Origin of the sequence: Prochlorococcus marinus str. MIT 9201, assembly GCF_000759955.1 — a bacterium.
GTDB lineage: Bacteria > Cyanobacteriota > Cyanobacteriia > PCC-6307 > Cyanobiaceae > Prochlorococcus_A > Prochlorococcus_A marinus_G.
In genome coordinates, this window is sequence record NZ_JNAL01000010.1 from 43,278 (window position 1) to 67,879 (window position 24,602).

Below are 24,602 nucleotides of genomic sequence, written 5' to 3' on the forward strand. Positions count from 1 at the left end.
TATGAATAGGTTGAATTTATTATTAAATCTTTAATAATATTCTTATTTATATATTAGATTAAATTTATTAATTTTGTTCAATTGGCGAATAAGAGTAGAAATAGAGGAATTGGAATTGTCACAGCAAGTGACAGTCAAGAAAGATCAAAAGGTCAATTACATATTTATGATGGAGAGGGTAAGGGAAAAAGTCAGGCTGCTTTGGGAGTAGTTCTCAGGACAATAGGATTAGGAATATGCGAAAAAAGACAGTCAAGAGTCTTACTTCTAAGATTTTTAAAAGGCCCTGAGAGGTCATATGACGAGGACTCAGCTATAGAGGCTTTGCAAAGAGGCTTTCCACATTTAATTGACCATGTTAGGACAGGCAGATCTGAATTCTTTAATGCTGATCAAGTAACAAAGTTTGATGTTGGTGAGGCTGAGAGAGGTTGGAATATTGCTAAAGGAGCAATTGCTAGCTCTCTTTATTCCGTTGTTGTACTAGATGAGTTAAACCCAGTTCTTGATTTAGGAATGCTTGATATCAATGAAGTAGTTGATTCTCTTCAAAATCGTCCAGATGGATTAGAAATAATTATTACTGGGAGGGCAGCCCCTTCCTCTTTGGTAAGAATATCTCAACTTCATTCAGAAATGAGACCACGTTTGAAAGGAGAATTGTCAGCACAAACCACACAAAGTAGTTCTAGTGGTGGAATTGAGATTTATACTGGTGAAGGAAAGGGTAAATCAACAAGTGCACTTGGTAAGGCTCTTCAAGCTATCGGCAAAGGAATATCTCAAGATAAAAGTCATAGAGTTTTAATATTACAGTGGCTAAAAGGTGGCAATGGTTATACCGAAGATGCTGCTATAGAAGCTTTGAGAGAGAGTTACCCACATTTAGTAGATCATTTGCGCTCTGGCAGAGATGCCATCGTATGGAGAGGTCAGCAACAACCAATTGATTACGTTGAGGCTGAGAGAGCATGGGAAATAGCTAAAGCTGCTATTTTGAGTGGTTTATATAAGACTATTATTTTAGATGAATTGAATCCAACAGTTGATTTAGAGCTTTTACCTGTGGAATCAATACATCAAACGCTTTTAAGAAAACCATCAGAAACAGAAGTTGTTATTACTGGGAGATGTAAAAATGAACCTTCTTACTTTGAACTTGCTGATGTTTACTCTGAAATGGTTTGTCACAAGCATTATGCAAATGTTGGAGTTGACTTAAAAAGAGGTGTAGATTACTAAATATTTTTCAAAAATATTAGTCGCTTAATATTTCTTTTACCATTTCAATGCCGCCCTCAATTGATCTTGATTGAATTTTGAATTTAGACAATATTTTTGAGGCTTTTACCGAACGTTTCCCCGATTGACATATAGTGAAAACCTCTTTAATTAAACTTTCTTTTTGGATATATTTTAAGTCAGACTCATTATTCAAATGACTAAGAGGAATTGATATTGAACCCTCTATTGCAGAATTAGAAAACTCTTCATTTTCTCTAACATCAATTAAAAGTATTTTGTTGGGTTTTGATTTATATAAGCTATTAAAATCATTAGCATTAATTCTTTTGATTTCATTATTATCCTCACAATTTTCATTGCTATCGTAAAATTCCTCAAACCGTATCAGATTTTTTATTCGTTTATTCAACTGATCACCTTTTAGATGTAATTTTTTCATATTCATATTCAATAGATCAAAAATCAAAATCTTCCCATCTAAAATTTCACCTTTTTTCAAAATGATTTTAATAATTTCATTAACCTGAAGAATTCCTATTAAACCCGTTGAAACACCCACAACCCCGTATTCTGCACAACTAGGGACAGCATTGTTTGAAGGTGATTCTGGAAATAAGTCTCTTAAATTTGGACTATTTTTACATAAATTGAATACACTAACTTGCCCTTCAAAGCCTTGTACACTTCCAAAGACTAAGGGTTTATTTAAAATCAGGCATGAATCATTTATTAAATATCTTGTGCCAAAGTTATCCGAGCAATCACAAATAACATCGAACTTCTTTATTAATTCAAGAGCGTTTTTAGGATTAATTCTTTCTGAAAAGGTTAATACTTCACAATTAGGATTGAATTTTTTAATTCTTTCTCTGGCAGAATCAATTTTAAGATTGCCAATAGTATTTGTTTCATGAATTATCTGTCTCTGAAGATTAGACTTTTCAACTTTATCGTTATCAACTATGCCAATTCTCCCAATTCCTGCTGCAGCTAAATAAAGCAAAACGGAAGACCCAAGCCCACCTGCTCCGATACATAATACTGAGCTGTTTTTAAGATTTAGTTGACCCTCATAACCTATTTCTTTAAGGGTGAAATGTTTTTGATATCTCTCTTCCTCATCAGAGTTTAAGAAATTTAATTTGATATCTTTGGGCATTTCAATACTTTAATTTTTGCGAACATAGCTATGAAAACATAATAATTAAAATAAAAATTTTAGCTTTTTAAATTTTTCTTATTACTGAGATTTATTAATGTTTTTGTTAGAACTAGATAATAATGTGAAGTTTTTATAAATCAATTATAAGTTTAAATATCTTCAGAAACCCTTCATACTAACGCCTCTAAAAAATACAAAATGTTTCGGTTCGGAATTTTGCACAACAAAAAGGTAGTCAATAGACGTTTTTTCCGATACTGTCTGGTTCATATATTAAGTTTACTGAATTCATGAGTGATAACACTCCAGAGTCAAACCAAGACTCCGGCTCCGATACAAGCTCAGAAACCAAAAGTTTTTCAGAGAAGTACTCTGATGTTATGGGAAAAGTCAACGAAACCCTTGGTAATGTTGATTGGACTCAAATGGGTAAGTACGGCAAGGCGGCAGGAATAATTGCTGTTGTCGTAATAGCTCAGATAATCATTAAAGTTGTCATTGACACGATAAACTTTTTCCCAATTCTCCCTGGTTTACTAGAACTACTAGGCGTAATTGTTGTCGGTCAATGGAGCTGGCAAAATCTTCGCACCAGTGAAAATCGTGAAGCTGTTTTAGATAAGGTACAAAATCTTAAGAAGACATATTTAGGTTAGTTAAAGATTACATATTAAGTATCACTTGTACGTAATCTTTAACTTGTCTTAAGTACCCTCCTCCAAACATATTGGCGTGATTTAAAATGTGATAAAAATTATAAATAATAATTCTTTTTTCAAATCCGTTTTTTATAGGAAAAATTCTATGATATTCTTCATAGAACTCTTTTCTAAAACCTCCAAATAGTTTTGTCATAGCTATATCTACTTCATTATCTGCCCACCAGGATGCAGGGTCAAATATAACCCCCCTTCCGCTTTTGTCAATTCCTGCATTTCCTGACCATAAATCACCATGAACTAAAGCATTTATTGGTTTATGATTCAGTAATTCTGATTTAATTTTTTCTTTAACTTTATTTATAGTTTCTTTATCTAAAAACGTCGATTCAAGAATTAATAATTGAGGTATAATCCTTAAGTTTAAGAAACAATCTATCCAATTATCTTGCAATCCTTTCTTCTGATCTGTTGTTCCGATAAAACCCTCAATTTGTAGTCCAAACATTTTGGGATTAGATTCAGATGATTTTAAGTGCAATTCACCTAAACCTTTTCCAAGCTTTTTTTGATCAAAATTATGCATATCTATCCATTCAATTAGAAGAATCTCTATATTTTTTATATTTTTATATGCAATAACTTCAGGAATAACTAAGTTTTCTAGATTAATATATTTTCTCAAATTTTGAAGACAATAATTTTCAAATTTAAGAAATTTTTTGCTTCTAATATTTCTTTTTAGGAATAACTTTTTAGTTGAGAATTCTATTCGCCAGGCACTATGAATATCACCACCATGAACTTGTTCAATACTTTTTGGATAGGTTTCACCTAATTCTTCACAAATTTCGTTAATTTCAATAGGAGATAATTTTTGCATTTTAATGAAAAAGTCTGAAGTTATTGTTGTAGGGGCAGGTATAGCAGGATTAACTTCTGCAGCGATTTTATCAAAACAAGGCTTATCAGTGACTTTAATTGAATCTCATACTCAAGCCGGAGGATGTGCAGGTACTTTTAAAAGAAAGAATTATATTTTTGATGTTGGCGCAACTCAGGTTGCGGGTTTAGAGAAGGGAGGAATACATGCCAGAATTTTTGATTTTTTAGATATTCCATCCCCAGAAGCCACAATTTTAGACCCTGCTTGCATTGTTGACTTAAATGATGGTAGTAATCCTATTCCTATTTGGTATGAAAAAAGTAAATGGATTGCTGAACGAGAAATTCAGTTTCCTGGGAGTCAAAGATTTTGGAAACTTTGTACCTTTATACATGAAAGTAATTGGATATTTGCTAATAATAATCCTGTATTACCAATAAGTAATTTTTGGGATTTTTCTCAACTTCTTAAAGCAATAGTACCTTCAAACCTTGTCACAGGTATCTTACTTAAATCTACTATTTTTGATTTATTGCGAATATGTGGATTAAACAATAATGAGCGCTTGATAAAATTCTTAAATCTTCAACTAAAACTTTACTCTCAAGAGGATGTTTATAATACTGCAGCCTTATATGGATCTACTGTTCTTCAGATGTGTCAACAGCCACATGGCCTTTGGCATCTTAAAAAATCTATGCAGTCTTTAAGTGAATCATTAGAAAGTTCATTGATTAAAACTGGAGTTAATTTAATTTTTGGACAAGAAGTTAATTCTATAACTTTTGACGAAGTAAATATGTGTTGGAAAGTATTTGCTAATTCCAAAAAAAAATCTTTTATTTACCAAGCAAAAGACGTGATTTATACAGCGCCTCCACAATCTTTGCTCAAGCATTTGAAAGATCCTTTAAAAAGAAAAAAAAATTATAAAAATCGAATAAATAGTTTGCCTGATCCAAGTGGAGCTGTAGTTTTTTATTCAGCTTTAAAAAAAGAACATATTAAAAAAACATTCTCCAATCATTATCAATTTGTTTCGAAAGAATTTTGTTCATTATTTGTATCAATTAGTGATGATGGTGATGGAAGAGCACCAAAAGGTGAGGTTACTTTAATTGCGAGTATCTTTACCAAGACTAAAGATTGGTTTGAACTAGATAAACAAACTTACCTGAAGAAGAAAAATGGTTTCATGAAAAAAATATCGCTTGAATTGGAAAGTCAATTTGATATTGATCCTGACAATTGGCTACATAGGGAATTAGCAACTCCATTGGGATTTGAAAAATGGACAAATAGACCTAATGGAATAGTAGGTGGGCTTGGTCAAAATCCAGATATTTTTGGTTTATTTGGATTATCAAGCAGGACGCCTTTTGAAGGTTTATGGCTATGTGGAGATTCTATTTATCCGGGAGAGGGGACTGCAGGTGTTAGTCAGTCTGCATTAATGGTTTCAAGGCAAATTTTAGCTTCCAAAGGTATAGAAAATTTTAGTTTATAAACTTTTGTCTGATTTCTTTTGCTTCAGTAAGTTTGTTAGTAAGTAACTCCCAATTTTTTTCTTTAATAAGAGATTCCATTATATTCAGCTTATTTTTAAAATTATTTATGGAATTTAAAATATTAATCTGATTATTAATAGCTAAATCTAAGCCTAGTTGCTCATTGCCGCCCCCAACTCTCGTAGTGTCAGCAAATCCAGTAGCAGCCAATTTTTGCGTTAGATCTAATAAAGATTGATTATTTTTTGTATGCGCAGTTTCAATAAGAGCAGAAGCTAAAAATATAGGTAAATGAGAAATTAGAGATACTGCTTCATCATGCTCTTGTGGGGAGGAATGGCAAATTTCACAATCCATTGATTTTATAAGCTCATAAATAGTTCTTAATGCATTTAAATCACTATTTTGTGTTGGAGTAATAATCCATTTTGCATTTTTAAAAAGGCCTTCAAAACCTGAATCAACCCCTTTTTTGTCTGTTCCTGCCATTGGATGAGATCCAATAAACAGGGGATGTAAATTTTCCCATGTTTTTACAATTGGTTCTTTAACAGAGCCTACATCAGTTAATATTGTTCCCAAAGGTATTGATGCTACTAATTGTTGAGACGGAGTAATCAAATCTTTGATAGGCAATGCCAAAATTATTAGCTCACATTTTTTTAATAAACTCAGATCACAGCTAACAAAATTTGCAAGTTTTTTATCTCTAGCTTTTTTTTCATTTAATTCATTATTTGCTATGCCATAAATTGTATGATTTAGACTTTGGAGTTTTAACCCTAAAGAACCACCAATTAAACCTAATCCTACTATTCCAATTTTCATAGATTGATAAATTCAAAGCCCTCTTATATTGATAACAATTTTTTGTATATTAGGTTCATAAATTTTATATGTATTTGAAATTAAATTAATTATAAATGCTTGAAATTTTAAGTCATCAATATTTGAAAAATTTTTTGAGAAATCAAAGTATTAGTTGGGAACATATTTATTCTTTTGGGAGGATAGTTTCCAAATGTATTGAAAATGATTCTACATATCTAATTAATTCAGAAATTTTCTATAGCTATGATTGGTTACCTCCAATTTTGATTTCTTTATTTTTAAAGGAAGAGGATTCAACTTTTATTTTATCTAAAGAAAAAATTCAATTTATAAGACAATTTCAGATTGATTCATTAAAAAATCTAGGGTTCAATTTTATTTTGAAAAATGATCAGCTTATTTTTGAAAATCATCATGTTCGCTTGATAACAATACAAAATTTACTTAACGAACCCAATTCTCCTAATCTTAGAAATCATCGAATAGTTTATTCTGGCATCGAGAATATAAAACAGGATTTGAAAAATCACTTTAGAATTTCTTTACTGAAAAAGGATTGGACAAAAAATTTTAAAGAATTTGGATTAATTAATCAAAAATTTATAAAAGTATATGATTCTTTGAAGAAAAAGTTTTTTATGAGAAAGGTCTTAGGAAATAGTTATATCAATTTAGATGAAAAAGAAATTAGTTTTTTGTCATATTTTTTTCATGAAAATTCTTTTTTTTCTGATAAATTTTTAAGCGTTAACAGAGCATTATCTCAAGGTTGGGCATGCTGGGTAAAGTTAAACGATACAAATTTAGATTGGAATTTGTATTTGCAGCCAATAGATGAACTTTCTCAAATTAAGGAATTTTTTTCAAATAATAAATTTGTTTTTTTATCAGCATTGAGAAAAGATAATTTTTTCCAAATGTATTTTAAAAAGCATAGTTTAGATATTGACTTGGTTATTAATTTTAAAAGTAATTTTGAAGAGAAAAAGATTTCATTATATATACCCCCTAAACAGTTTCTTCCTAATAATCCTCTTTTTACTAATTCAATCTTGGATAAATGCAAAAAGTTAATACTTTTTAGAAAGGGTTTAACTTTAATTCTGTCTGATGATATTGATTTAAAAAATTATCTTGCTACAGACTTAGCTTCTAAGTACGGGAAGAGGGTATTGCTTGAGACAATTCCCTCTGGTAAAAATGAAATTCTTTGCTCTAGTTTTGACTGGTGGATTATGAATTCTTATTTAATTCAAATTCCAGAACAAATTATAATTCCTTTACTGCCGATTCCCAATATGTCAGAACCTATTAATGCAATTACAGTCTCTCATAAAAAGAAGCTTTCTCAAGATTGGTTTAGAGACTTCTTTCTTCCTCAAGCTAGAATAAAACTTGAAAGATCTATTTCTCCTTTAAGAAGAAATTCAGGTAAGTTAATAATCTTAGATGGAAGAGCAAATAAAAGAAACTGGGGAAGATTACTTTTGCAAAACATTCAACCATCAAAACAAATTAACTATATGCTACCTTTTGACTAGGTTATGATTTTTTAAATAACTAAAGAAATATGGGAGAAGCAAAAAGACGTAAAACACTTGGGTTACCTCCAAAAAAAAATAATACTAAAACTAAAATTGATGATTCTGCAAGATTGTTTGATTGGTTTCCCTTTACAATCAATCAAAGAGATAAACTAATTAAATTGAGTATTAAGGCCAGTTGGTTTGGTATCGGAGGGTTAGTAATTTTATGGATTGTAGTGAGATTTATAGGCCCGGCTGCTGGGTGGTGGACTTTAGCTGATTCTTTATAAATCTAAGCTACGGTTTTTATATCATTAACTGCGATTGTATTAGCAGGATTGCTATTTAATGCTTTCATTGAATTAGAACTGACTTCAGTTCCTTCTGTTAATTTCTCTTTAACCATGGATTCTACTTTATTCCTGATTTCTAGGTTTTGATCAAGCCAAATTATTGTATTATCTCTTCCTTGTCCAATATTTTCGCCTTCATAACTATACCAAGCACCTCTCCTTATTATAATATTAGTCTCTTCTGCTAAATCTAATAAACATCCTGTTGTACTAATACCTTTTCCAAAGAGAATATCAAACTCTGCAATTCTAAATGGTGGTGCAACTTTGTTTTTTGCTACTTTCACTTTTGCTCTTATGCCATATTCTTCAGTACCTCTTTTAAGAGTTTGAATTCTTCTGATATCAAGTCTCACTGAGGCGTAAAATTTTAATGCATTACCTCCTGTGGTTGTTTCTGGATTGCCGTATGTAACGCCAATTTTTAGGCGTAATTGATTCAGGAATATTACTGTACATCCAGATTTGCCGATATTTCCTGTTATTTTCCTCATTGCTTGGCTCATTAGCCTTGCTTGGCTTCCAATTACGTGATCTCCCATCTCTCCTTCTATCTCAGCCCTTGGGGTTAGTGCTGCGACCGAGTCAACAACTACAAGATCTACTGCACTCGATCTTATAAGTTGGTCAACTATTTCTAGAGCCATTTCTCCAGTATCTGGTTGTGAAACTAACAAATTTTCAACATCAACTCCTAAGGAGGCTGCATAAACTGGATCGAGTGCATGTTCAGCATCTACAAATGCAGCTACTCCTCCATTCTTTTGGACTTCCGCGATCGCGTGAAGCGTTAATGTGGTTTTTCCTGAACTTTCTGGTCCGTAAACTTCTACTACTCTTCCTTTTGGATAGCCTCCTCCTAATGCTAAATCTAAGGTGAGAGCTCCAGTAGATATTGTTTCTACTTTCATTCTTGAGGCGTCACCAAGTCTCATTATTGATCCTCGTCCAAAATTTCTTTCTATTTGACCTAAGACAAGACTTAATGCCTTGTCTTTTTCTTTTGATTCGGTTTTTTTCTTTTCTTCAAGGCTCATTGTTTGATTTATCGGTTAAAGTTCTTGTAATTATTCTAAATTTGGAAATTTTTATTTAAACCAAACTTCATAAATACAAATTATAGTACACTTGTACTCTAGCTGATTATCTTTAAATTGCAACTAACTCCTCGAGGTTGCCTAATTTTAATAATTTGATTTCATTACTTAAAGTACATCTATCTGATTCTTTCAAATAACCCCAATCAGCTAGGAAGCATGGAATATGAGAAGTTTCTGAATTTTGTTTAATATCGATTAGGGTTTTCTTCCTATCTTCTATAAAACCTAAAATTTCATAATTTTGTGTAAGCTTTTCTGCTATTTTAATTTTTGTTCCGGATTCATAACCAAAAATCAATTCTGGAAAAATATTTAATTGTTTAAGAATTTTTTCTGCAAATATTTTACCTTTAGTTGTTATGACTCCAGTTTTTATTCCTCTCTTCCGTAATTCTTTCATAAAATTTACAATTTCAAAAAAAGGATTATATAAATTTACCCACGATTTAAAATCTTTATCAATTTGGTACTTGCGAGACTTATCTAATATTTTTTGTAAATCTTCGGCAGTCCATGAATTTTCATTTAATATCCTTTGGCAATTTTGATAATAATTATTGATGAAATCATCTTTATTTTCATTTTTTAATGGATTTTCTATTTTTATAATTTCGTGAACAATTAGAATCATTTCCCAACCATATTTAACCCAAGGCCTAATTTCTTTGAAAGAATTTGGTACTCTTTTAAAAAGTTTTTGATCAATAGAGATGTAGGGTGAATTTAAATATTTTTCACAGGCCAGCAAGGAACTACGCCAATATTCTTGCATTCCATCAACTATAACTCCATCGAAATCAAATAGAAATATTTTTTGAGAAGACACCAATTGAATATTAGTACTGGGCCGCTAGGATTCGAACCTAGGAATGTCGAGACCAAAACCCGATGCCTTACCACTTGGCGACGGCCCATTGAATTTTTATTTTAATACATGAAAAGATTTTTTTCTATCAAAAAAAATACAAATTTTTTTTATAAATACTACGCAGTTTTTGAAAATAAAAAGATTATTTGAATGAGCTCGATTTCCATGGCTCTAGAAATTTTTGAGCTTTCTTGATTGCTAAAGCCATTTTTTCAGGATCCTCATAGAGTTTTTTGTTATTTTTATGAGCAAATTCAATAAATGGCTGCATAATTTTTCTTGCAGCACTTCCAAATGCTATTCCGTCTGGAAGATTGTTAGAATTCAAAAATTCATGAGTTTTATCATTTGTTCCTCCTGCCAATTGAATTAATCCTGGAGGAAGATCTGATCCGATTTTTTCAAACAACTTAACAGCATCTTTACTTGTTGTAGGAGCAAGATCTCCAGACATTGGCCTTCCATCTAGCTGCCAAATAAGGGGAATATTTAGTTCATTCAGAATTTCATATCTTTCCCAAAGAGCTTTCAAAAGATCTTCGGGCTCTTGTGCTTTTTTTAAAGAATGACTTAATCCACAACTAATAGATATCTTGTCTAATCTCATTCTTGAACTTTTAAGGATACTTACAACTTTTGTAAAAGAATCTATGCGATTGATTTCTGTATGAATTTCTACTGCATTAGGCTTTATTTTTTGAAGTGTTAATGCTAAGTCATCTTTTGACAAGTTATATTCATATTCACTAATTAGATTTAGGGGGCAGCTATTTAAACATCTTCCACATCCATAACATTTACTCTTTTTGATTCCAGAACTATCAATTGCAAAGGTGGGGCACACTTTTTCGCATGGTCTTGGACAATTGGGGGGACATTTTAATGGATCAAATTTTGCTTTACGAAAGTGGATATCATTACCATCACTAATACTTATCATTAATCCAGGAGAGTTTTTAAAGACATTTTTGGCCCACTCGATTCCTTTTTTTGCAGCATGAACTATGGATTCTTCTGCGGCAACATCTATGTAATCTACGCCTGCAGCAGTATAAATTGCACATAAATCTTCTATGGCAAGAATATCTTCATTACTGGCGCCACAAATTAACTTAATCCATTTATCTTTTTTATTCTTGGTTTTAATCAAACAATTTAACTTTCAAATTCATCCAAAATATAATTACTTAATGGCTTCCATTCAAGTTTTCTTGAACCCCCCATTTCAACAACCATTGTTAGTTTATTATCATTAGTGCAAATTTCTATTAGGCTCTCTAGTTCGGATTGAGACAATACTTGACCTTCTAATAACCAAAGTAATTTATTTTTATCATATTCATTAAATAACTCAGAAGCTTGTGGGATTACTTGTTGAACTTCCCCGAGCGCTCCATTTCTTCCCACGCTTTGATGACCAAGGTGAGGTGGCCTAATGCCATGCAATTTGAGCAAAAAGACTTCCGGATCTCCTAGCCCTCTTGCTGAGGTTATAAAAGTTTTAAAGCCCTTGGCCCTCATTCTCCTTAGGAGACGAGTTTCATATCCACCTTCAAGAGGAGCAAACATTGCAAGACATTTGTTAGTTTTTAAATCGTTATGAAACTTTTTCCCTGTGAGAAGTAATGGCATGGAAATTTCCTTTATTTCTATTTTATTTTATTTTATGGTACTTGATGATGTACAATTGTAACTCAGTGAATTTTTAAGCTCGCAAGCTAGCCGAGCCTCTGCAAAATTTCACAATTTTTAGCGAAACGCTAAAAAATTTAGGTGGGTTTATCCCAAGAGAAACTATCTGTATTTTCAGATAAGTCTCAACCTTATTAAATTGTTTTTTTATTAACTTTACCTTAATAACTGAAGGGTATAGTTAATTGAAAAATTATTGCGAGCTAGCCCAATTTAGTCTTATGTCTATAGGAATTTTAGGAAAGAAATTGGGGATGTCCCAACTTTTCGACGGCAATGGTAATTCAGTACCAGTTACTCTTATCGAGGCAGGACCTTGCCGTGTTACTCAATTGAAAACAAGCGCTTTGGATGGTTACACTGCTGTTCAGATAGGTTATGGCTTGTCTAAAGAGAAGCATATAAGTAAACCTGAAAAGGGACATTTGTTGAAATCAGGCAAAGAACTTTTAAAGCATTTGAAAGAATATAGGGTTGAAGAAACTTCATCTTATGAAATCGGAAATCAAATAACTGTAAAAAACTTTGAGGTTGGTCAAAAAGTTGATATTAGTGGAAAATCTATGGGAAGAGGTTTTGCTGGTTACCAGAAAAGACATGGTTTTAGCAGAGGTCCTATGAGTCATGGTTCAAAAAATCATAGAGCACCTGGATCTACAGGAGCAGGAACAACTCCAGGTAGAATTTATCCTGGAAAAAGAATGGCAGGAAGATACGGCGGAAAACAGATTACTACTAAAGGGTTGTTAGTTCTAAAAATTGATGATCAGAAAAATTTGCTTGTAGTTAAGGGTTCAGTCCCAGGGAAGCCAGGTTCAATTGTCAATATTAAGCCAAACAATGCTGTAGGCAAAAAAGGAGGTGAAAAATCATGACAACACTCGAAACTCTTAAGTGGGATGGTAAAAAATCCGGCAAAGTTACACTTGATTTAGCAGTTGCTAAAGAAACTTCTTCGTCAGACTTAATCCATAGAGCAGTACTTAGGCAGCTTGCAAACAAAAGGCAAGGGACAGCATCAACTTTGACAAGATCTGAAGTGCGTGGGGGTGGAAGAAAGCCATACAAACAGAAAGGTACAGGAAGAGCCCGTCAAGGATCAATAAGGACACCCTTAAGACCTGGCGGTGGAATTATTTTTGGACCGAAGCCACGTTCTTATAATCTTGATATGAATCGTAAGGAACGTAGATTAGCTCTTAGAACAGCACTTATGTCCAGAGTATCTGATATGAAGGCTGTTGAAGATTTTGGATCTACTCTTAAGCAGCCTAAAACAAGTGAAATTATTAATGGCCTTGCTCGATTAGGTATACAAAAAACTGAAAAAGTTTTGGTTATTCTTGATAGTCCGCCCGATGTTATAAAAAAATCAATTAATAATATTGAAAAAGTAAAGTTAATCGCTGCCGATCAATTAAATGTTTTTGATATTCTTAATGCCAATAAATTGGTAATAGGTCAATCTGCGATAAATAAAATTCAGGAGGTTTATGCATCATGATTAAATTATTCGATTCTCGTTTAGCCGATGTAATACGAAAGCCAGTTATTACTGAGAAAGCTACAAATGCACTAGATTTTAATCAATATACTTTTGAAGTAGATCATAGAGCGGCAAAACCACAAATAAAGGCAGCTATTGAAGCCTTATTCGGTGTTAAAGTCATAGGAGTTAATACTATGAATCCTCCTAGGAGATCAAGACGAGTCGGGAAATTTTCCGGTAAACGTTCTCAGGTCAAAAAGGCAATTGTTCGTCTTGCTGAAGGAGACAAAATCCAACTATTTCCAGAATCTTAAGGAGTTTTAATCATGGCAATTCGTAAATTTAAACCTTATACACCTGGCACTAGGCAGAGAGTAGTTACTGATTTTAGTGAAATAACAAGTGCAAAACCTGAAAGATCACTAATAGTTTCAAAACATAGAGTGAAAGGCAGGAATAATCGTGGAGTTATTACTTGTCGTCATCGTGGAGGTGGTCACAAAAGGCAATATAGATTAGTTGATTTCAGAAGAGATAAAAGAAATATTAATGCTAAAGTTGCAGCTATACACTACGATCCTCATAGAAATGCAAGATTGGCACTCTTATTCTACGAAGATGGAGAGAAAAGATACATTATTGCCCCAGCTGGAGTAAAAGTCGGCCAAAATGTCATATCTGGAGAAAATGTTCCAATTGAAGATGGAAATTCAATGCCACTCTCTGTTATGCCATTAGGCTCTAGTGTTCATTGTGTAGAGTTATATGCAGGAAGAGGTGCTCAGATGGTTAGATCTGCAGGGGCGAGTGCTCAAGTTATGGCAAAAGAGGGAGATTATGTTGCTTTAAAACTCCCGTCTACTGAGGTAAGGCTTGTTAGAAAAGAATGTTACGCAACTCTTGGAGAAGTAGGTAATTCAGAAATAAGAAATACTAGCTTAGGAAAAGCAGGAAGAAGAAGGTGGCTCGGAAGAAGGCCTCAAGTCAGAGGAAGTGTAATGAACCCATGTGATCATCCACATGGAGGAGGAGAGGGAAAAGCACCAATTGGTAGAGCCGGGCCTGTTACTCCATGGGGTAAACCAGCTCTTGGGTTAAAGACGCGTAAAAAGAACAAACCAAGTAATAAATTAGTAGTTCGAAGGCGTCGTCGCGTTTCTAAGAGGAGTAGAGGAGGAAGAGACTCTTGATTACTTCAATTTTTAATTTCATTTCTATTTTATAAACATGGGACGTTCACTTAAAAAAGGACCTTTTATAGCTGATAGCTTGCTCAAAAAGGTAGAAAAACAAAATACTAATAATGACAAGTCTGTTATTAAAACTTGGTCTAGAGCCTCTACGATTCTACCTGTAATGATTGGCCACACAATCGCAGTGCATAATGGCAAGACCCATATTCCTGTATTTATAACTGAACAAATGATTGGCCATAAACTAGGGGAATTTGCTCCTACACGCACTTACCGTGGTCACATAAGAGATAAGAAAGGAGCAAAATCATGACAAAAACACCTGAAACAACAAAAACAGCAATCGCGCATGGAAACTATGTTCGAGGATCAGCTTCTAAAGTCAGAAGAGTTTTGGATCAAATTAGGGGTCGGTCTTACAGAGACGCATTGATCATGTTGGAATTTATGCCTTACAGATCTACTGATCCAATTACTAAAGTTCTGAGATCTGCAGTTGCTAATGCAGAGCATAATCTTGGAATGGATCCATCTACCTTAGTTATTTCCTCTGCATGGGCTAATAGTGGTCCAGTAATGAAAAGGTATAGACCTAGAGCTCAAGGTAGGGCTTTTTCTATCAAAAAACAGACTTGCCATATTAGTATTTCTGTTGAATCTGTTACTACTGAAACTAATGCGGAGGTACAAAATTAATGGGACATAAAATACATCCATCTGGACTAAGATTAGGAATTACCCAAGAGCATCGCTCCAAATGGTTCGCCACTTCTAAGACATATCCAATTCTTCTCCAAGAAGATTTTAAAATTCGTTCTTTCATTCAGAAAAAATATGGAGCAGCAGGAATTAGCGATGTATTAATTGCAAGAAAAGCTGATCAACTTGAACTTGAATTAAAAACAGCAAGACCAGGTGTGATTGTAGGAAGACAAGGAAGTGGTATTGAAGAATTAAGATCTGGAATTCAAAAAACCATAGGGGATAGAACAAGACAAGTAAGAATAAATGTAGTTGAAGTTGAACGCGTTGATGCTGATGCTTTTTTACTGGCTGAATATATTGCACAACAACTTGAAAAAAGAGTTGCCTTTAGAAGGACTATAAGGATGGCCTTGCAAAGGGCCCAAAGAGCTGGAGTCTTAGGCCTCAAAATACAAGTAGGCGGAAGGTTAAATGGCGCTGAAATTGCCAGAACTGAATGGACTAGAGAAGGTAGAGTTCCTTTACATACTTTGAGAGCCGAAATTGATTATGCAACACGTGAAGCTAATACAACTTACGGTGTTTTAGGCATTAAAGTTTGGGTTTTCAAAGGTGAAGTCCTACCTAAAGAGGAACAAAATATCCCTGTGGGTGCGAGCCCTAAAAGGAAAGCTAATAGAAGACCTCAACAATTTGAGGATCGTTCAAATGAGAATTCATAGGAGGTATAAAAATGCTTAGTCCAAAACGTACTAAATTCCGTAAACAACATAGAGGCAGAATGAGGGGGGTAGCCTCTAAAGGAAATACTATTGCATTCGGTCAATTTGCTCTCCAAGCTCAAGACTGTGGATGGGTAACTGCACGTCAGATTGAAGCCAGTAGAAGAGCTATGACAAGATATATCAAGCGTGGCGGTCAAATCTGGATAAGAATATTTCCTGATAAACCTGTAACTATGAGACCTGCTGAAACTAGAATGGGTTCTGGTAAAGGTAATCCAGAGTTTTGGGTCGCAGTTGTAAAACCCGGAAGAATACTTTTTGAAATGGGTGGTGAGGATATTACTGAGGAAACTGCTAAGGAAGCTATGCGTTTGGCTCAATACAAACTTCCTGTAAAAACTAAATTCATCTCCATTGATAAAAATGTAGAGAATTCCTCCAAAGAAAATTTAAATATTAAAAAATCTCAAGAGGAGGTTAAACAATGAAAAACTCAGAGTCTCTTAAAGAATTTAAAAAATTAAATTCTGATCAAATTACTGAAAAGATTGACCAATTACGAAAAGATCTTTTTGATTTGAGATTCAAGCAAGCTACGAGACAGCTCAATGAAACTCATAAATTTAAAATTATTAAGAAACAAGTTGCTCAATTACTAACTCTCAGTAAGAGTCAATCTGCTTCTAAAACTACTTCTGATTAATTATTAGTTATGGCACTTAAAGAAAGAATTGGTACTGTTGTTAGCGACAAAATGGATAAAACGGTTGTTGTTGCCGTTATTAACAGATATCCACATCCTACTTATAAAAAAATTGTAAGTAGAACTTCACGATACAAGGCTCATGACCCCGAAAATACATGTGTTTTGGGTGATCGAGTTAAAATTAGAGAAACTAGACCGCTTAGCTCTCATAAGAGATGGGCAATAGAAGAGATTCTTAATAAAAAAAGTCAGGCTAAGGAGGTTAAAAAATGATTCAACAAGAAACTTATTTAACAGTTGCTGATAATAGCGGAGCGAAAAGACTCCAATGTATTAGGGTCTTGGGTTCTAATAGAAGATACGCACATGTTGGAGATGTAATTGTAGCAACTGTTAAAGATGCTCTTCCAAATATGGGAGTTAAGAAATCTGAGGTTGTGAAAGCCGTCATTGTTAGAACAAAAGCAACATTAAGAAGAAATACTGGTAATTCAATCAGATTTGATGATAATGCTGCCGTTTTGATCAATGAGGATAAGAATCCTAAGGGTACTAGAGTTTTTGGTCCTGTAGCCAGAGAATTGCGGGATAAAAATTACACTAAAATTGTTTCTCTCGCTCCGGAGGTGATTTAAATGTTGGATTCATTAAAACAAAAGAAGAATTTGCAAAGAATAAAAATGAGAATCAAAACTGGAGATTTAGTTAAGGTAATTAACGGAAAGGAAAAAGGTAAAACAGGAGAGGTGTTAAAAACTATCCCTCTTGAAAATAGAGTTGTTGTTAAAGGAATCAACCTTAGAACAAAACATGTAAAACCAACTCAGGAAGGTGAAACTGGAAGAATACTTACTGAAGAAGCATCTTTACATGCATCAAATGTAATGTTCTTCTCAAAGGAAAAAAATCTTACAAGTAAGATTGAATACTTTATTGATAAAGAGGGAGTTAAGAAAAGAAGACTTAAAAAAACTGGTGAAGTAATTGATTAATTTTTCATCAGAAACCAGATTTAAACTTTTTCTAATTTATCAATTCTGACAAAGACCAGAATTAAAAAAAAATTATGACTCTAAAAAATCGCTACAAAGAATCAATTAGACCAAAGCTTTTAAAGGAACTTGGTCTTAAAAATATTCATCAAGTACCTAAAGTTGTCAAAGTCAACGTTAATAGAGGTCTTGGTGAAGCTGCTTCAAATTCAAAAGCTTTAGAGGCTTCTTTAAATGAAATGGCAACTATAACAGGACAAAAGGCCTTAGTAACTAGGGCCAAAAAAGCCATCGCGGGTTTTAAAATTCGAGAGGGTATGCCAATTGGTTGTACTGTAACTTTGAGAGGTGACAGGATGTATTCTTTTTTAGAGAGATTTATAAATCTAGCTTTACCAAGAATAAGAGACTTTAGAGGAGTTAATCCAAAAAGTTTTGATGGGAGAGGTAATTACACCGTTGGAGTGAAAGAGCAATTAATTTTTCCTGAAATCTCTTTTGATAAGATAGATTCAATAAGAGGTATGGATATAACTATTGTCACTAGTGCGAGATCAGATCAAGAAGGTAAAGCTCTATTGCAAGAGCTAGGTATGCCTTTTAGTAAGAATTAAATTAAAACTATGTCAAATCACGATCCTATTTCAGATATGCTTACTCGAATTAGAAATGCGAGTCAGAAAAAGCATACAACCACAACAATCCCAGGTTCAAAAATGTCCTTAAGTATTGCAAAAGTACTTCAAAAAGAGGGTTTCATTTCTGACATTAACGAGGAAGGTGAAGGCTATAAATCACAAATAATACTTGGTCTGAAATATAGTGGTAAGAATAAATTCCCTACTATTCGATCCATGCAAAGAGTTAGTAAACCTGGGTTGAGAATTTATAAAAACACTAGAGCTTTACCAAAAGTTCTTGGAGGCCTTGGAGTTGCTATCATATCTACCTCTAAAGGTGTCATGAGTGATCGTGATGCCAGGAAGCAAGGTATTGGTGGTGAAGTTCTTTGCTATGTTTATTAAGGAGGATTAATCATGTCACGAATTGGAAAAACACCAGTACTGATCCCAGATAAGGTAACGGTTGATTTTGATGGATTAACAGTTACAGTTAAAGGCCCTAAGGGTGAGTTAAAGCGTCAGATGCCGGAGGGAGTTAGTTTTGATAAAAAAGATAATTCCGTTGTCGTAATTCCTACTACTACTAAAATATTCTCAAGGCAAAGACATGGGTTATGTAGAGCCTTAATTGCAAATATGGTTGAAGGGGTTAGTCAAGGTTTTTCAAAAAAACTGGAAATTGTAGGCGTTGGTTCCAGAGCACAAGTAAAAGGTAAAAATCTAGTTGTTAGTGCAGGATATAGTCATCCTGTAGAAATGATCCCCCCTGATGGTATAACATACAAAGTTGAGAGTAATACAAACGTTACCGTATCTGGAATTGATAAGGAAATTGTTGGCAATGAAGCAGCAAAAATCAGATCAATTAGACCTCCAGAACCATACAAAGGTAAAGGAATTAAATACCATGATGAGAGAATTCTCAGAAAAGCTGGTAAATCTGGCAAAAAATAATTCCAATTAAAAAAATGACCAAACTTTCCAGGAAATTACAAACCCAAAAAAGACATAGAAGATTAAGGAGATTCTTAATTGGCGATACAACTCGTCCAAGATTGTCTGTTTTTCGCTCTAATAACCATATTTATGCCCAGGTTATAGATGATAGCGCTCAAAAAACTATTTGCTCAGCTTCAACTGTTGATAAAGAACTAAGAGAAAAATCTGAAAAATTACCTTCTGATTGTAATTCTTCTACTATTGTTGGAAAATTATTAGCAAAGAGAGCGATAAAAAAAGGTATTAAGCAAGTAATTTTTGACCGTGGAGGTAATTTATATCACGGTAGAGTTAAGGCGCTTGCTGACGCTGCTCGTGAAGCTGGCCTAGAATTCTAACTTTTTATTTTTACTATGACTGACACCCCAACAAAACAAGAAATTAAATCTAAGAACGATAACGTTCCTGGAACTATGCCCGTGGAACAAAAAAAGAATAATCGTAATGATCGAAAAAGAAATAGAAGAGGTGATTCGAAAAATCAAGAGAGAGATTCTGATTGGCAAGAGAGAGTTGTTCAAATTCGACGAGTTTCTAAAACTGTTAAGGGTGGAAAAAAAATGAGTTTTAGAGCAATTGTTGTAGTAGGTAATGAGAAAGGTCAAGTTGGAGTTGGTGTTGGAAAAGCTGGAGATGTGATTGGTGCTGTAAGAAAGGGAGTTTCAGATGGTAAAAAGAATCTTGTTAGGGTTCCCTTAACTCCAAATAACTCAATACCAACTTTATCTAAAGGTCGAGATGGTGCGGCAAATGTCCTAATTAGACCAGCTGCCCCAGGTACAGGCGTAATTGCTGGTGGTTCAATAAGAACAGTTTTAGAGTTAGCGGGTATAAAAAATGTCTTAGCAAAAAGATTGGGTAGTAAAACACCCTTGAATAATGCAAGAGCTGCTATGGTAGCTCTTTCTCAATTAAGAACCCACAAATCTGCTTCAAGGGAGAGAGGCATCTCACTTGAACAGCTTTATTCTTGAAAATTATGACTTCAACATTAAATACACTTAAATCAAACTCAGGCTCTAGAAAGAAAAAATTAAGAAAGGGTAGAGGTATTTCTGCAGGGCAGGGTGCTTCATGTGGTTTTGGCATGAGAGGGCAAAAGTCGCGTTCTGGAAGACCTACACGTCCAGGTTTTGAAGGTGGACAAATGCCTTTGTATAGGAGAGTTCCAAAATTAAAGCACTTTGAAATTATTAATCAAAAAAACTTTTCGATAATAAATTTAGATAAACTAAATGATTTTAAAGATAATGATACTGTTAGCTTGGACTCACTAGTTAAGAAAGGATTGATCTTTAAGCCAAAATTCCCATTAAAAATTCTTGGTAATGGAAAAGTTAATGTTAAGTTAACAGTACAAGCTCATGCATTCACAAAAGTTGCAAAACAAAAAATTGAGGATGCTGGTGGATCTTGCGAGCTTATAAATAGTAAATAAATTTATTCAAAAATTTAGTTTAGCTTTGAAATGTTTGTCAACAAAAGTAGAAATCCTAGCGCTTCTGAAATACTATCTCAACTATTTTTAAATAAAGAGCTAAGGAGTAGAGTCTTAACAACTTTGGGCCTTCTTCTTTTAGTGAGGCTTGGTATCTATATTCCTATGCCAGGTATTGATAGAATTGCTTTTAAAAGTTTTATAGATCAAGGGGGTCAATTAATAGGTTTTTTAGATATTTTTACTGGAGGAGGAATTTCAACCCTAGGAATATTTGCATTAGGCATACTTCCTTTTATCAATGCATCAATTATTATTCAGCTTCTTACAGCTTCATTACCTGTTCTTGAAGATTTACAAAAAAATGAAGGAGAAGCTGGCAGGAGAAAAATCGCTCAAATAACGAGATATGTATCTTTAGGGTGGGGTTTTCTGCAAAGCATTATTTTTTCTTTAATTCTTAAACAATATGCAATTCAGGGTATAAGCGAAACTACATTTGTTTTGCAAACCTCTATTGCCCTTGTTACTGGCTCAATGTTAGTGATGTGGTTTAGTGAAATTATTACTGAGAAAGGGATAGGTCAAGGCGCTTCATTGGTAATTTTTTTGAATATTGTTTCGACTTTACCAAAGGCTTTGAGTTCTACTATTGAAAAAGCTCAAACCGGTGACAGAGGAGATGTTTTAGGTATAGTAGTTCTACTTGGAGTATTTTTACTGACAATTGTTGGGATCATTTTTGTCCAAGAGGGAGCAAGACGGATTCCTATTGTCAGTGCAAAAAGGCAAATAGGAAATTCAACACTACTTCCTACAAGGCAAAGTTATTTACCTTTAAAATTAAATGCGGGTGGAGTTATGCCTATTATATTTGCATCTGCTTTAATCTTTTTGCCAATAACTATTGCAAATGTTACGGGAAATCCAGTCTTAATCAAACTGGCGAGTAGTTTAAATCCAGGATCTTCTAATCCATGGCCATATGCACTTACTTTCTTCTCCTTGATTTTGGGGTTCTCCTATTTTTATGCATCTCTTACTATTAATCCGGTTGATGTAGCTTCTAATTTAAAGAAAGGAGGAGTAGCGATACCAGGAGTTAGACCAGGAACTAATACAGCAAATTATCTATCAGGTATACAAAATAGGTTGACATTATTGGGAGGATTATTTCTGGGTTCAGTAGCTATAATCCCAGCTGCAGTAGAAAGAGCTACAAATGTGCAGACTTTTCAAGGTTTAGGAGCAACTTCTTTACTTATTCTAGTAGGTGTTGCGATTGATACTGCCAAGCAAATTCAAACTTATGTTATTTCTCAAAGGTATGAAGGATTAATTAATAATTAATGAAGAAGCATTTACTATTTTTGGGAGCTCCTGGAGCAGGGAAAGGGACTCAAGCAGAATTGCTAAGTCAAACTACTTCTTACTTACACCTTTCTACTGGTGAACTATTAAGAAAAGAAATCGAAATGAATAGTATTCTTGGTATTCAGGTAAAAGATATTATTAATAAAGGGGAACTTGTTAGTGATGAACTTGTATTAAATATAGTAAGACAAAATTTAGACAAGAATAATAAAGGCTGGATTTTAGATGGCTACCCAAGAAATCTATCTCAAGCAAATTCATTAAATGAGGTCTTAACTGAAATAAATCAACCTTTGGAAATGGTTTTTTACTTAGATATTCCAGAAGAGGTATTAATTAAGCGTTTGCTTTTAAGAGGTAGAAAAGATGATACTGAAGATACTATTAGAACAAGGGTTGATATCTATAAAAAAACTACCGAACCATTGATTCAATATTTTAAAGATCTCTCATTGCTAGAGTATATTGATGCTGATAGAGATTTAAAAACTATTTCATCTGATATCAAACATAAAATGGCTAGGTGATGATGTAGAATATAGTATTAATGTTTTATTTGCAAAACCCCTATGAAGGTCAGATCCTCAGTCAAAAAAATTAGTCCTGACGATCAGATCGTGAGGAGAAGAGGTAAAATCTATGTTATAAACAAGAAAAGACCTCGCAATAAACAACGTCAGGGTTAAATTTTAACCCTTTAATTCAACCTTTTACTTACTCAAAACACGTGGCCAGGATTGCAGGAATTGACATACCTCGCGAAAAGCGAGTTGAAATTGCACTTACATACGTCTATGGAATTGGTTTAACTAGATCAAAGCTAATTCTTGCTAATACGGGTGTAAACCCAGATATTCGTGTGAAAGATCTTTCAGATTCTGATGTTCAAAAACTTCGAGGTGCTACAGAGGAGTTTACTTTAGAAGGAGATTTGAGAAGAAAAGAAGGAATGGCCCTAAAACGTCTACAAGATATAGGTTGTATTAGAGGAAGAAGACATAGAATGAGTCTTCCTGTTAGGGGCCAAAGAACTAGAACTAATGCAAGAACAAGACGAGGCTCAAGAAAAACAGTTGCTGGAAGGAAAAAATAATTAACTAAATCTATTCACAAATTCCAATATTAAATAAAAAAAATCATGCCAGCTACAGTAAAAAAATCAGGTTCAAAGAAATCTAAACGAAATGTACCAAACGGTGTGGTACATATTCAAAGCACATTTAATAACACTATTGTTTCAATTACTGATACTTCTGGTCATGTAATTTCTTGGTCTTCTGCAGGAGCTAGTGGATTTAAAGGAGCAAGAAAAGGGACTCCATTTGCCGCACAAACAGCAGCTGAAGCAGCAGCTAGAAGAGCACTTGATCAAGGGATGAGACAAATAGAAGTCTTAGTAAGAGGTCCTGGCTCAGGTAGGGAAACCGCCATAAGAGCTTTACAAGTGGCCGGTTTAGAAATAACTCTAATAAGAGATGTAACACCATTACCGCATAATGGATGTAGAAGACCTAAACGAAGACGCGTTTAGATCCTAACTATCTCCGAACCCCCCCCCCAAAAAAAACTTTTTAACATCATTTTTTCCGTGTTGCAATACCAAATTGACAGAATCGACCATCAAATAGCAGATGATCGCTCCCAAACAGGAACTTTTTTAATTGGCCTTCTAGAAAGAGGACAAGCTACAACTTTGGGTAATTCGCTTAGAAGAGTCCTCATGGGAGGACTTGAAGGAAGTGCAGTTACTGCAGTGAGAATAGCGGGAATTAACCATGAATATGCAACTATTCCTGGAGTTAGAGAAGATGTTTTAGATATTCTTCTCAATTGTAAGCAACTATCAATTAATAGTTCTAATCCAGAGCTTGAAATCGGGAGATTAGTGGCAAGTGGTCCAATGGAGGTTAAAGCGAATGATATTCAATTCTCATCACAAGTTGAAATTGTTGATGGTGAAAAACCAATTGCAACTATCCAGGAGGGGCATAATCTAGAGTTAGAAATTCATGTTGAGAGAGGTGTGGGATATAGACCAGTAGATCGTAAGAGTGAAGAAACTACTGCTATTGATTTACTCCAAATAGATGCTGTTTTTATGCCAGTTAAAAGAGTTAATTTTACGATTGATGAAACTGCTGTGGCAGAAGGTGGAACAGGAAGAGAAAGATTAAAAATGGAAGTAGTTACAGATGGATCAACAAGTCCTGATGATGCTATCGCTGAAGCTGCAAACCAGTTGATAGAACTATTTCAACCTCTAGCTACTGTTACAATGGTTGAGGAAATCCCAGAAGAACCTGAACCATCTCCTGAAGCACAAATTCCTCTTGAGGAACTAAATTTGTCCGTAAGAGCTTATAATTGCCTTAAAAGAGCACAAGTTAATTCAGTTTCTGATTTAATGGGCTTTAGCTACGAAGATCTTCTTGAAATTAAGAACTTTGGATCTAAATCTGCAGATGAGGTTATTGAAGCTCTTGAGCGTATTGGAATTTCTATTCCACAAAGCAGAACCTCTGTTTAAC

At 33.9% G+C, this 24,602-nt stretch carries 36 protein-coding genes and 1 tRNA gene; 29 read left to right on the forward strand and 8 right to left on the reverse strand.

Features of this window, described 5'->3' with window-relative positions:
* The first annotated feature begins 81 nt into the window (after nt 1-81).
* Nucleotides 82-1,242: a cob(I)yrinic acid a,c-diamide adenosyltransferase gene (locus EU95_RS05295; RefSeq protein WP_032521971.1), complete on the forward strand. Its 1,161-nt coding sequence runs from the start codon at nt 82-84 to the stop codon at nt 1,240-1,242.
* A 16-nt stretch (nt 1,243-1,258) separates the two neighbouring features.
* On the opposite strand, the gene moeB is transcribed toward EU95_RS05295, so the two are convergent.
* Complete coding sequence (gene moeB / locus EU95_RS05290) at nt 1,259-2,404, reverse strand: molybdopterin-synthase adenylyltransferase MoeB (RefSeq protein WP_032521973.1); 1,146 nt, start codon at nt 2,402-2,404, stop codon at nt 1,259-1,261.
* Nucleotides 2,405-2,697: 293 nt separating this feature from the next.
* On the opposite strand from moeB, the gene EU95_RS05285 reads away from it, so the two are divergent.
* Complete coding sequence (locus EU95_RS05285) at nt 2,698-3,063, forward strand: CAAD domain-containing protein (protein WP_011819180.1); 366 nt, start codon at nt 2,698-2,700, stop codon at nt 3,061-3,063.
* Nucleotides 3,064-3,070: 7 nt separating this feature from the next.
* Here the strand turns inward: EU95_RS05285 and EU95_RS05280 are convergent, their stop codons facing one another.
* Nucleotides 3,071-3,949: a fructosamine kinase family protein gene (locus tag EU95_RS05280; protein WP_032521974.1), complete on the reverse strand. Its 879-nt coding sequence runs from the start codon at nt 3,947-3,949 to the stop codon at nt 3,071-3,073.
* 4 nt (nt 3,950-3,953) lie between these two features.
* Here EU95_RS05280 and crtD point away from each other — a divergent pair, with 4 nt between their 5' ends.
* Nucleotides 3,954-5,459 (forward strand): C-3',4' desaturase CrtD, encoded by a 1,506-nt coding sequence (gene crtD / locus EU95_RS05275; protein ID WP_032521975.1) that lies wholly within the window; start codon nt 3,954-3,956, stop codon nt 5,457-5,459.
* Here crtD and EU95_RS05270 read toward each other — a convergent pair.
* Nucleotides 5,449-6,288 carry a prephenate/arogenate dehydrogenase gene (locus tag EU95_RS05270; RefSeq protein ID WP_032521976.1) on the reverse strand — a complete coding sequence of 280 codons (840 nt, stop codon included), beginning with the start codon at nt 6,286-6,288 and terminating at the stop codon, nt 5,449-5,451. The two genes, crtD and EU95_RS05270, sit on opposite strands and share 11 nt — an antisense overlap.
* Before the next feature lie 95 nt (nt 6,289-6,383).
* Between EU95_RS05270 and EU95_RS05265 the strand changes: the two genes are divergently transcribed.
* Entirely contained in the window at nt 6,384-7,832 is a 1,449-nt protein-coding gene (locus EU95_RS05265) for a DNA helicase (RefSeq protein ID WP_032521977.1), read from the forward strand.
* A gap of 29 nt (nt 7,833-7,861) precedes the next feature.
* Nucleotides 7,862-8,107 carry a DUF2839 domain-containing protein gene (locus EU95_RS05260; RefSeq protein WP_032521978.1) on the forward strand — a complete coding sequence of 82 codons (246 nt, stop codon included), beginning with the start codon at nt 7,862-7,864 and terminating at the stop codon, nt 8,105-8,107.
* A 2-nt stretch (nt 8,108-8,109) separates the two neighbouring features.
* On the opposite strand, the gene recA is transcribed toward EU95_RS05260, so the two are convergent.
* From recA to ndhN, 5 genes are all read right to left on the reverse strand, one after another.
* The gene (gene recA / locus EU95_RS05255; RefSeq protein ID WP_011819174.1) at nt 8,110-9,207 is read right to left on the reverse strand and encodes a recombinase RecA; all 1,098 of its coding nucleotides are present in this window, start codon (nt 9,205-9,207) and stop codon (nt 8,110-8,112) included.
* Nucleotides 9,208-9,319: 112 nt separating this feature from the next.
* Nucleotides 9,320-10,096, reverse strand: coding sequence for an HAD family hydrolase (locus EU95_RS05250; protein ID WP_032522121.1), 777 nt, complete (start codon nt 10,094-10,096; stop codon nt 9,320-9,322).
* A 16-nt stretch (nt 10,097-10,112) separates the two neighbouring features.
* Nucleotides 10,113-10,184: transfer RNA gene (locus EU95_RS05245), tRNA-Gln, on the reverse strand.
* Nucleotides 10,185-10,280: 96 nt separating this feature from the next.
* Complete coding sequence (locus EU95_RS05240) at nt 10,281-11,288, reverse strand: LdpA C-terminal domain-containing domain (protein ID WP_032521979.1); 1,008 nt, start codon at nt 11,286-11,288, stop codon at nt 10,281-10,283.
* 5 nt (nt 11,289-11,293) lie between these two features.
* Complete coding sequence (gene ndhN / locus EU95_RS05235; protein WP_032521980.1) at nt 11,294-11,770, reverse strand: NAD(P)H-quinone oxidoreductase subunit N; 477 nt, start codon at nt 11,768-11,770, stop codon at nt 11,294-11,296.
* A 281-nt stretch (nt 11,771-12,051) separates the two neighbouring features.
* Between ndhN and rplC the strand changes: the two genes are divergently transcribed.
* From rplC to EU95_RS05120, 24 genes are all read left to right on the forward strand, one after another.
* Nucleotides 12,052-12,705 carry a 50S ribosomal protein L3 gene (rplC, locus tag EU95_RS05230; RefSeq protein ID WP_032521982.1) on the forward strand — a complete coding sequence of 218 codons (654 nt, stop codon included), beginning with the start codon at nt 12,052-12,054 and terminating at the stop codon, nt 12,703-12,705.
* A complete protein-coding gene (rplD, locus tag EU95_RS05225) occupies nt 12,702-13,334 on the forward strand; it encodes a 50S ribosomal protein L4 (RefSeq protein ID WP_032521983.1) in 633 nt (210 codons plus the stop codon). Before rplC ends, rplD begins: the two co-directional genes overlap by 4 nt.
* Nucleotides 13,331-13,633, forward strand: a complete 303-nt coding sequence (locus tag EU95_RS05220) for a 50S ribosomal protein L23 (RefSeq protein WP_032521984.1) — start codon at nt 13,331-13,333, stop codon at nt 13,631-13,633. Before rplD ends, EU95_RS05220 begins: the two co-directional genes overlap by 4 nt.
* Before the next feature lie 12 nt (nt 13,634-13,645).
* A complete protein-coding gene (gene rplB, locus EU95_RS05215) occupies nt 13,646-14,509 on the forward strand; it encodes a 50S ribosomal protein L2 (RefSeq protein ID WP_032521986.1) in 864 nt (287 codons plus the stop codon).
* Between the two features lie 37 nt (nt 14,510-14,546).
* A complete protein-coding gene (gene rpsS / locus EU95_RS05210) occupies nt 14,547-14,825 on the forward strand; it encodes a 30S ribosomal protein S19 (RefSeq protein WP_032521987.1) in 279 nt (92 codons plus the stop codon).
* On the forward strand, nt 14,822-15,208 hold the full coding sequence (gene rplV, locus EU95_RS05205) for a 50S ribosomal protein L22 (protein ID WP_032521988.1): 387 nt from the start codon (nt 14,822-14,824) through the stop codon (nt 15,206-15,208). Before rpsS ends, rplV begins: the two co-directional genes overlap by 4 nt.
* The gene (gene rpsC / locus EU95_RS05200) at nt 15,208-15,939 is read left to right on the forward strand and encodes a 30S ribosomal protein S3 (RefSeq protein WP_032521989.1); all 732 of its coding nucleotides are present in this window, start codon (nt 15,208-15,210) and stop codon (nt 15,937-15,939) included. The genes rplV and rpsC overlap by 1 nt, the downstream gene beginning before the upstream one ends.
* An 11-nt stretch (nt 15,940-15,950) precedes the next feature.
* Nucleotides 15,951-16,430 carry a 50S ribosomal protein L16 gene (gene rplP, locus EU95_RS05195; protein ID WP_032521990.1) on the forward strand — a complete coding sequence of 160 codons (480 nt, stop codon included), beginning with the start codon at nt 15,951-15,953 and terminating at the stop codon, nt 16,428-16,430.
* Nucleotides 16,427-16,645, forward strand: coding sequence for a 50S ribosomal protein L29 (gene rpmC, locus EU95_RS05190; protein ID WP_032521991.1), 219 nt, complete (start codon nt 16,427-16,429; stop codon nt 16,643-16,645). The genes rplP and rpmC overlap by 4 nt, the downstream gene beginning before the upstream one ends.
* Nucleotides 16,646-16,654: 9 nt before the next feature.
* Nucleotides 16,655-16,921 carry a 30S ribosomal protein S17 gene (gene rpsQ, locus EU95_RS05185; RefSeq protein WP_032521992.1) on the forward strand — a complete coding sequence of 89 codons (267 nt, stop codon included), beginning with the start codon at nt 16,655-16,657 and terminating at the stop codon, nt 16,919-16,921.
* Nucleotides 16,918-17,283 (forward strand): 50S ribosomal protein L14, encoded by a 366-nt coding sequence (rplN, locus tag EU95_RS05180; RefSeq protein WP_002807235.1) that lies wholly within the window; start codon nt 16,918-16,920, stop codon nt 17,281-17,283. Before rpsQ ends, rplN begins: the two co-directional genes overlap by 4 nt.
* Nucleotides 17,284-17,640: a 50S ribosomal protein L24 gene (gene rplX / locus EU95_RS05175; protein WP_032521993.1), complete on the forward strand. Its 357-nt coding sequence runs from the start codon at nt 17,284-17,286 to the stop codon at nt 17,638-17,640.
* Nucleotides 17,641-17,714: 74 nt separating this feature from the next.
* Entirely contained in the window at nt 17,715-18,254 is a 540-nt protein-coding gene (gene rplE / locus EU95_RS05170; RefSeq protein WP_002805606.1) for a 50S ribosomal protein L5, read from the forward strand.
* A 9-nt stretch (nt 18,255-18,263) separates the two neighbouring features.
* On the forward strand, nt 18,264-18,665 hold the full coding sequence (rpsH, locus tag EU95_RS05165; RefSeq protein ID WP_032521994.1) for a 30S ribosomal protein S8: 402 nt from the start codon (nt 18,264-18,266) through the stop codon (nt 18,663-18,665).
* A 12-nt stretch (nt 18,666-18,677) separates the two neighbouring features.
* Nucleotides 18,678-19,217, forward strand: coding sequence for a 50S ribosomal protein L6 (gene rplF, locus EU95_RS05160; protein ID WP_032521995.1), 540 nt, complete (start codon nt 18,678-18,680; stop codon nt 19,215-19,217).
* Between the two features lie 14 nt (nt 19,218-19,231).
* Nucleotides 19,232-19,600, forward strand: coding sequence for a 50S ribosomal protein L18 (gene rplR / locus EU95_RS05155; RefSeq protein ID WP_032521996.1), 369 nt, complete (start codon nt 19,232-19,234; stop codon nt 19,598-19,600).
* Nucleotides 19,601-19,615: 15 nt separating this feature from the next.
* Nucleotides 19,616-20,236, forward strand: a complete 621-nt coding sequence (gene rpsE, locus EU95_RS05150) for a 30S ribosomal protein S5 (RefSeq protein WP_032521998.1) — start codon at nt 19,616-19,618, stop codon at nt 20,234-20,236.
* A gap of 5 nt (nt 20,237-20,241) precedes the next feature.
* Nucleotides 20,242-20,700, forward strand: coding sequence for a 50S ribosomal protein L15 (gene rplO / locus EU95_RS05145; RefSeq protein ID WP_032521999.1), 459 nt, complete (start codon nt 20,242-20,244; stop codon nt 20,698-20,700).
* A 30-nt stretch (nt 20,701-20,730) separates the two neighbouring features.
* Nucleotides 20,731-22,050, forward strand: a complete 1,320-nt coding sequence (gene secY, locus EU95_RS05140) for a preprotein translocase subunit SecY (protein WP_032522000.1) — start codon at nt 20,731-20,733, stop codon at nt 22,048-22,050.
* On the forward strand, nt 22,050-22,601 hold the full coding sequence (locus EU95_RS05135) for an adenylate kinase (protein ID WP_032522001.1): 552 nt from the start codon (nt 22,050-22,052) through the stop codon (nt 22,599-22,601). The genes secY and EU95_RS05135 overlap by 1 nt, the downstream gene beginning before the upstream one ends.
* Before the next feature lie 42 nt (nt 22,602-22,643).
* The gene (gene rpmJ, locus EU95_RS09415) at nt 22,644-22,760 is read left to right on the forward strand and encodes a 50S ribosomal protein L36 (RefSeq protein WP_011377173.1); all 117 of its coding nucleotides are present in this window, start codon (nt 22,644-22,646) and stop codon (nt 22,758-22,760) included.
* 41 nt (nt 22,761-22,801) lie between these two features.
* Nucleotides 22,802-23,167, forward strand: a complete 366-nt coding sequence (gene rpsM, locus EU95_RS05130; RefSeq protein ID WP_032522003.1) for a 30S ribosomal protein S13 — start codon at nt 22,802-22,804, stop codon at nt 23,165-23,167.
* Nucleotides 23,168-23,212: 45 nt separating this feature from the next.
* Nucleotides 23,213-23,605 carry a 30S ribosomal protein S11 gene (rpsK, locus tag EU95_RS05125; protein ID WP_032522004.1) on the forward strand — a complete coding sequence of 131 codons (393 nt, stop codon included), beginning with the start codon at nt 23,213-23,215 and terminating at the stop codon, nt 23,603-23,605.
* Between the two features lie 57 nt (nt 23,606-23,662).
* A complete protein-coding gene (locus EU95_RS05120) occupies nt 23,663-24,601 on the forward strand; it encodes a DNA-directed RNA polymerase subunit alpha (RefSeq protein ID WP_032522005.1) in 939 nt (312 codons plus the stop codon).
* The last annotated feature ends 1 nt before the right edge of the window (nt 24,602 follow it).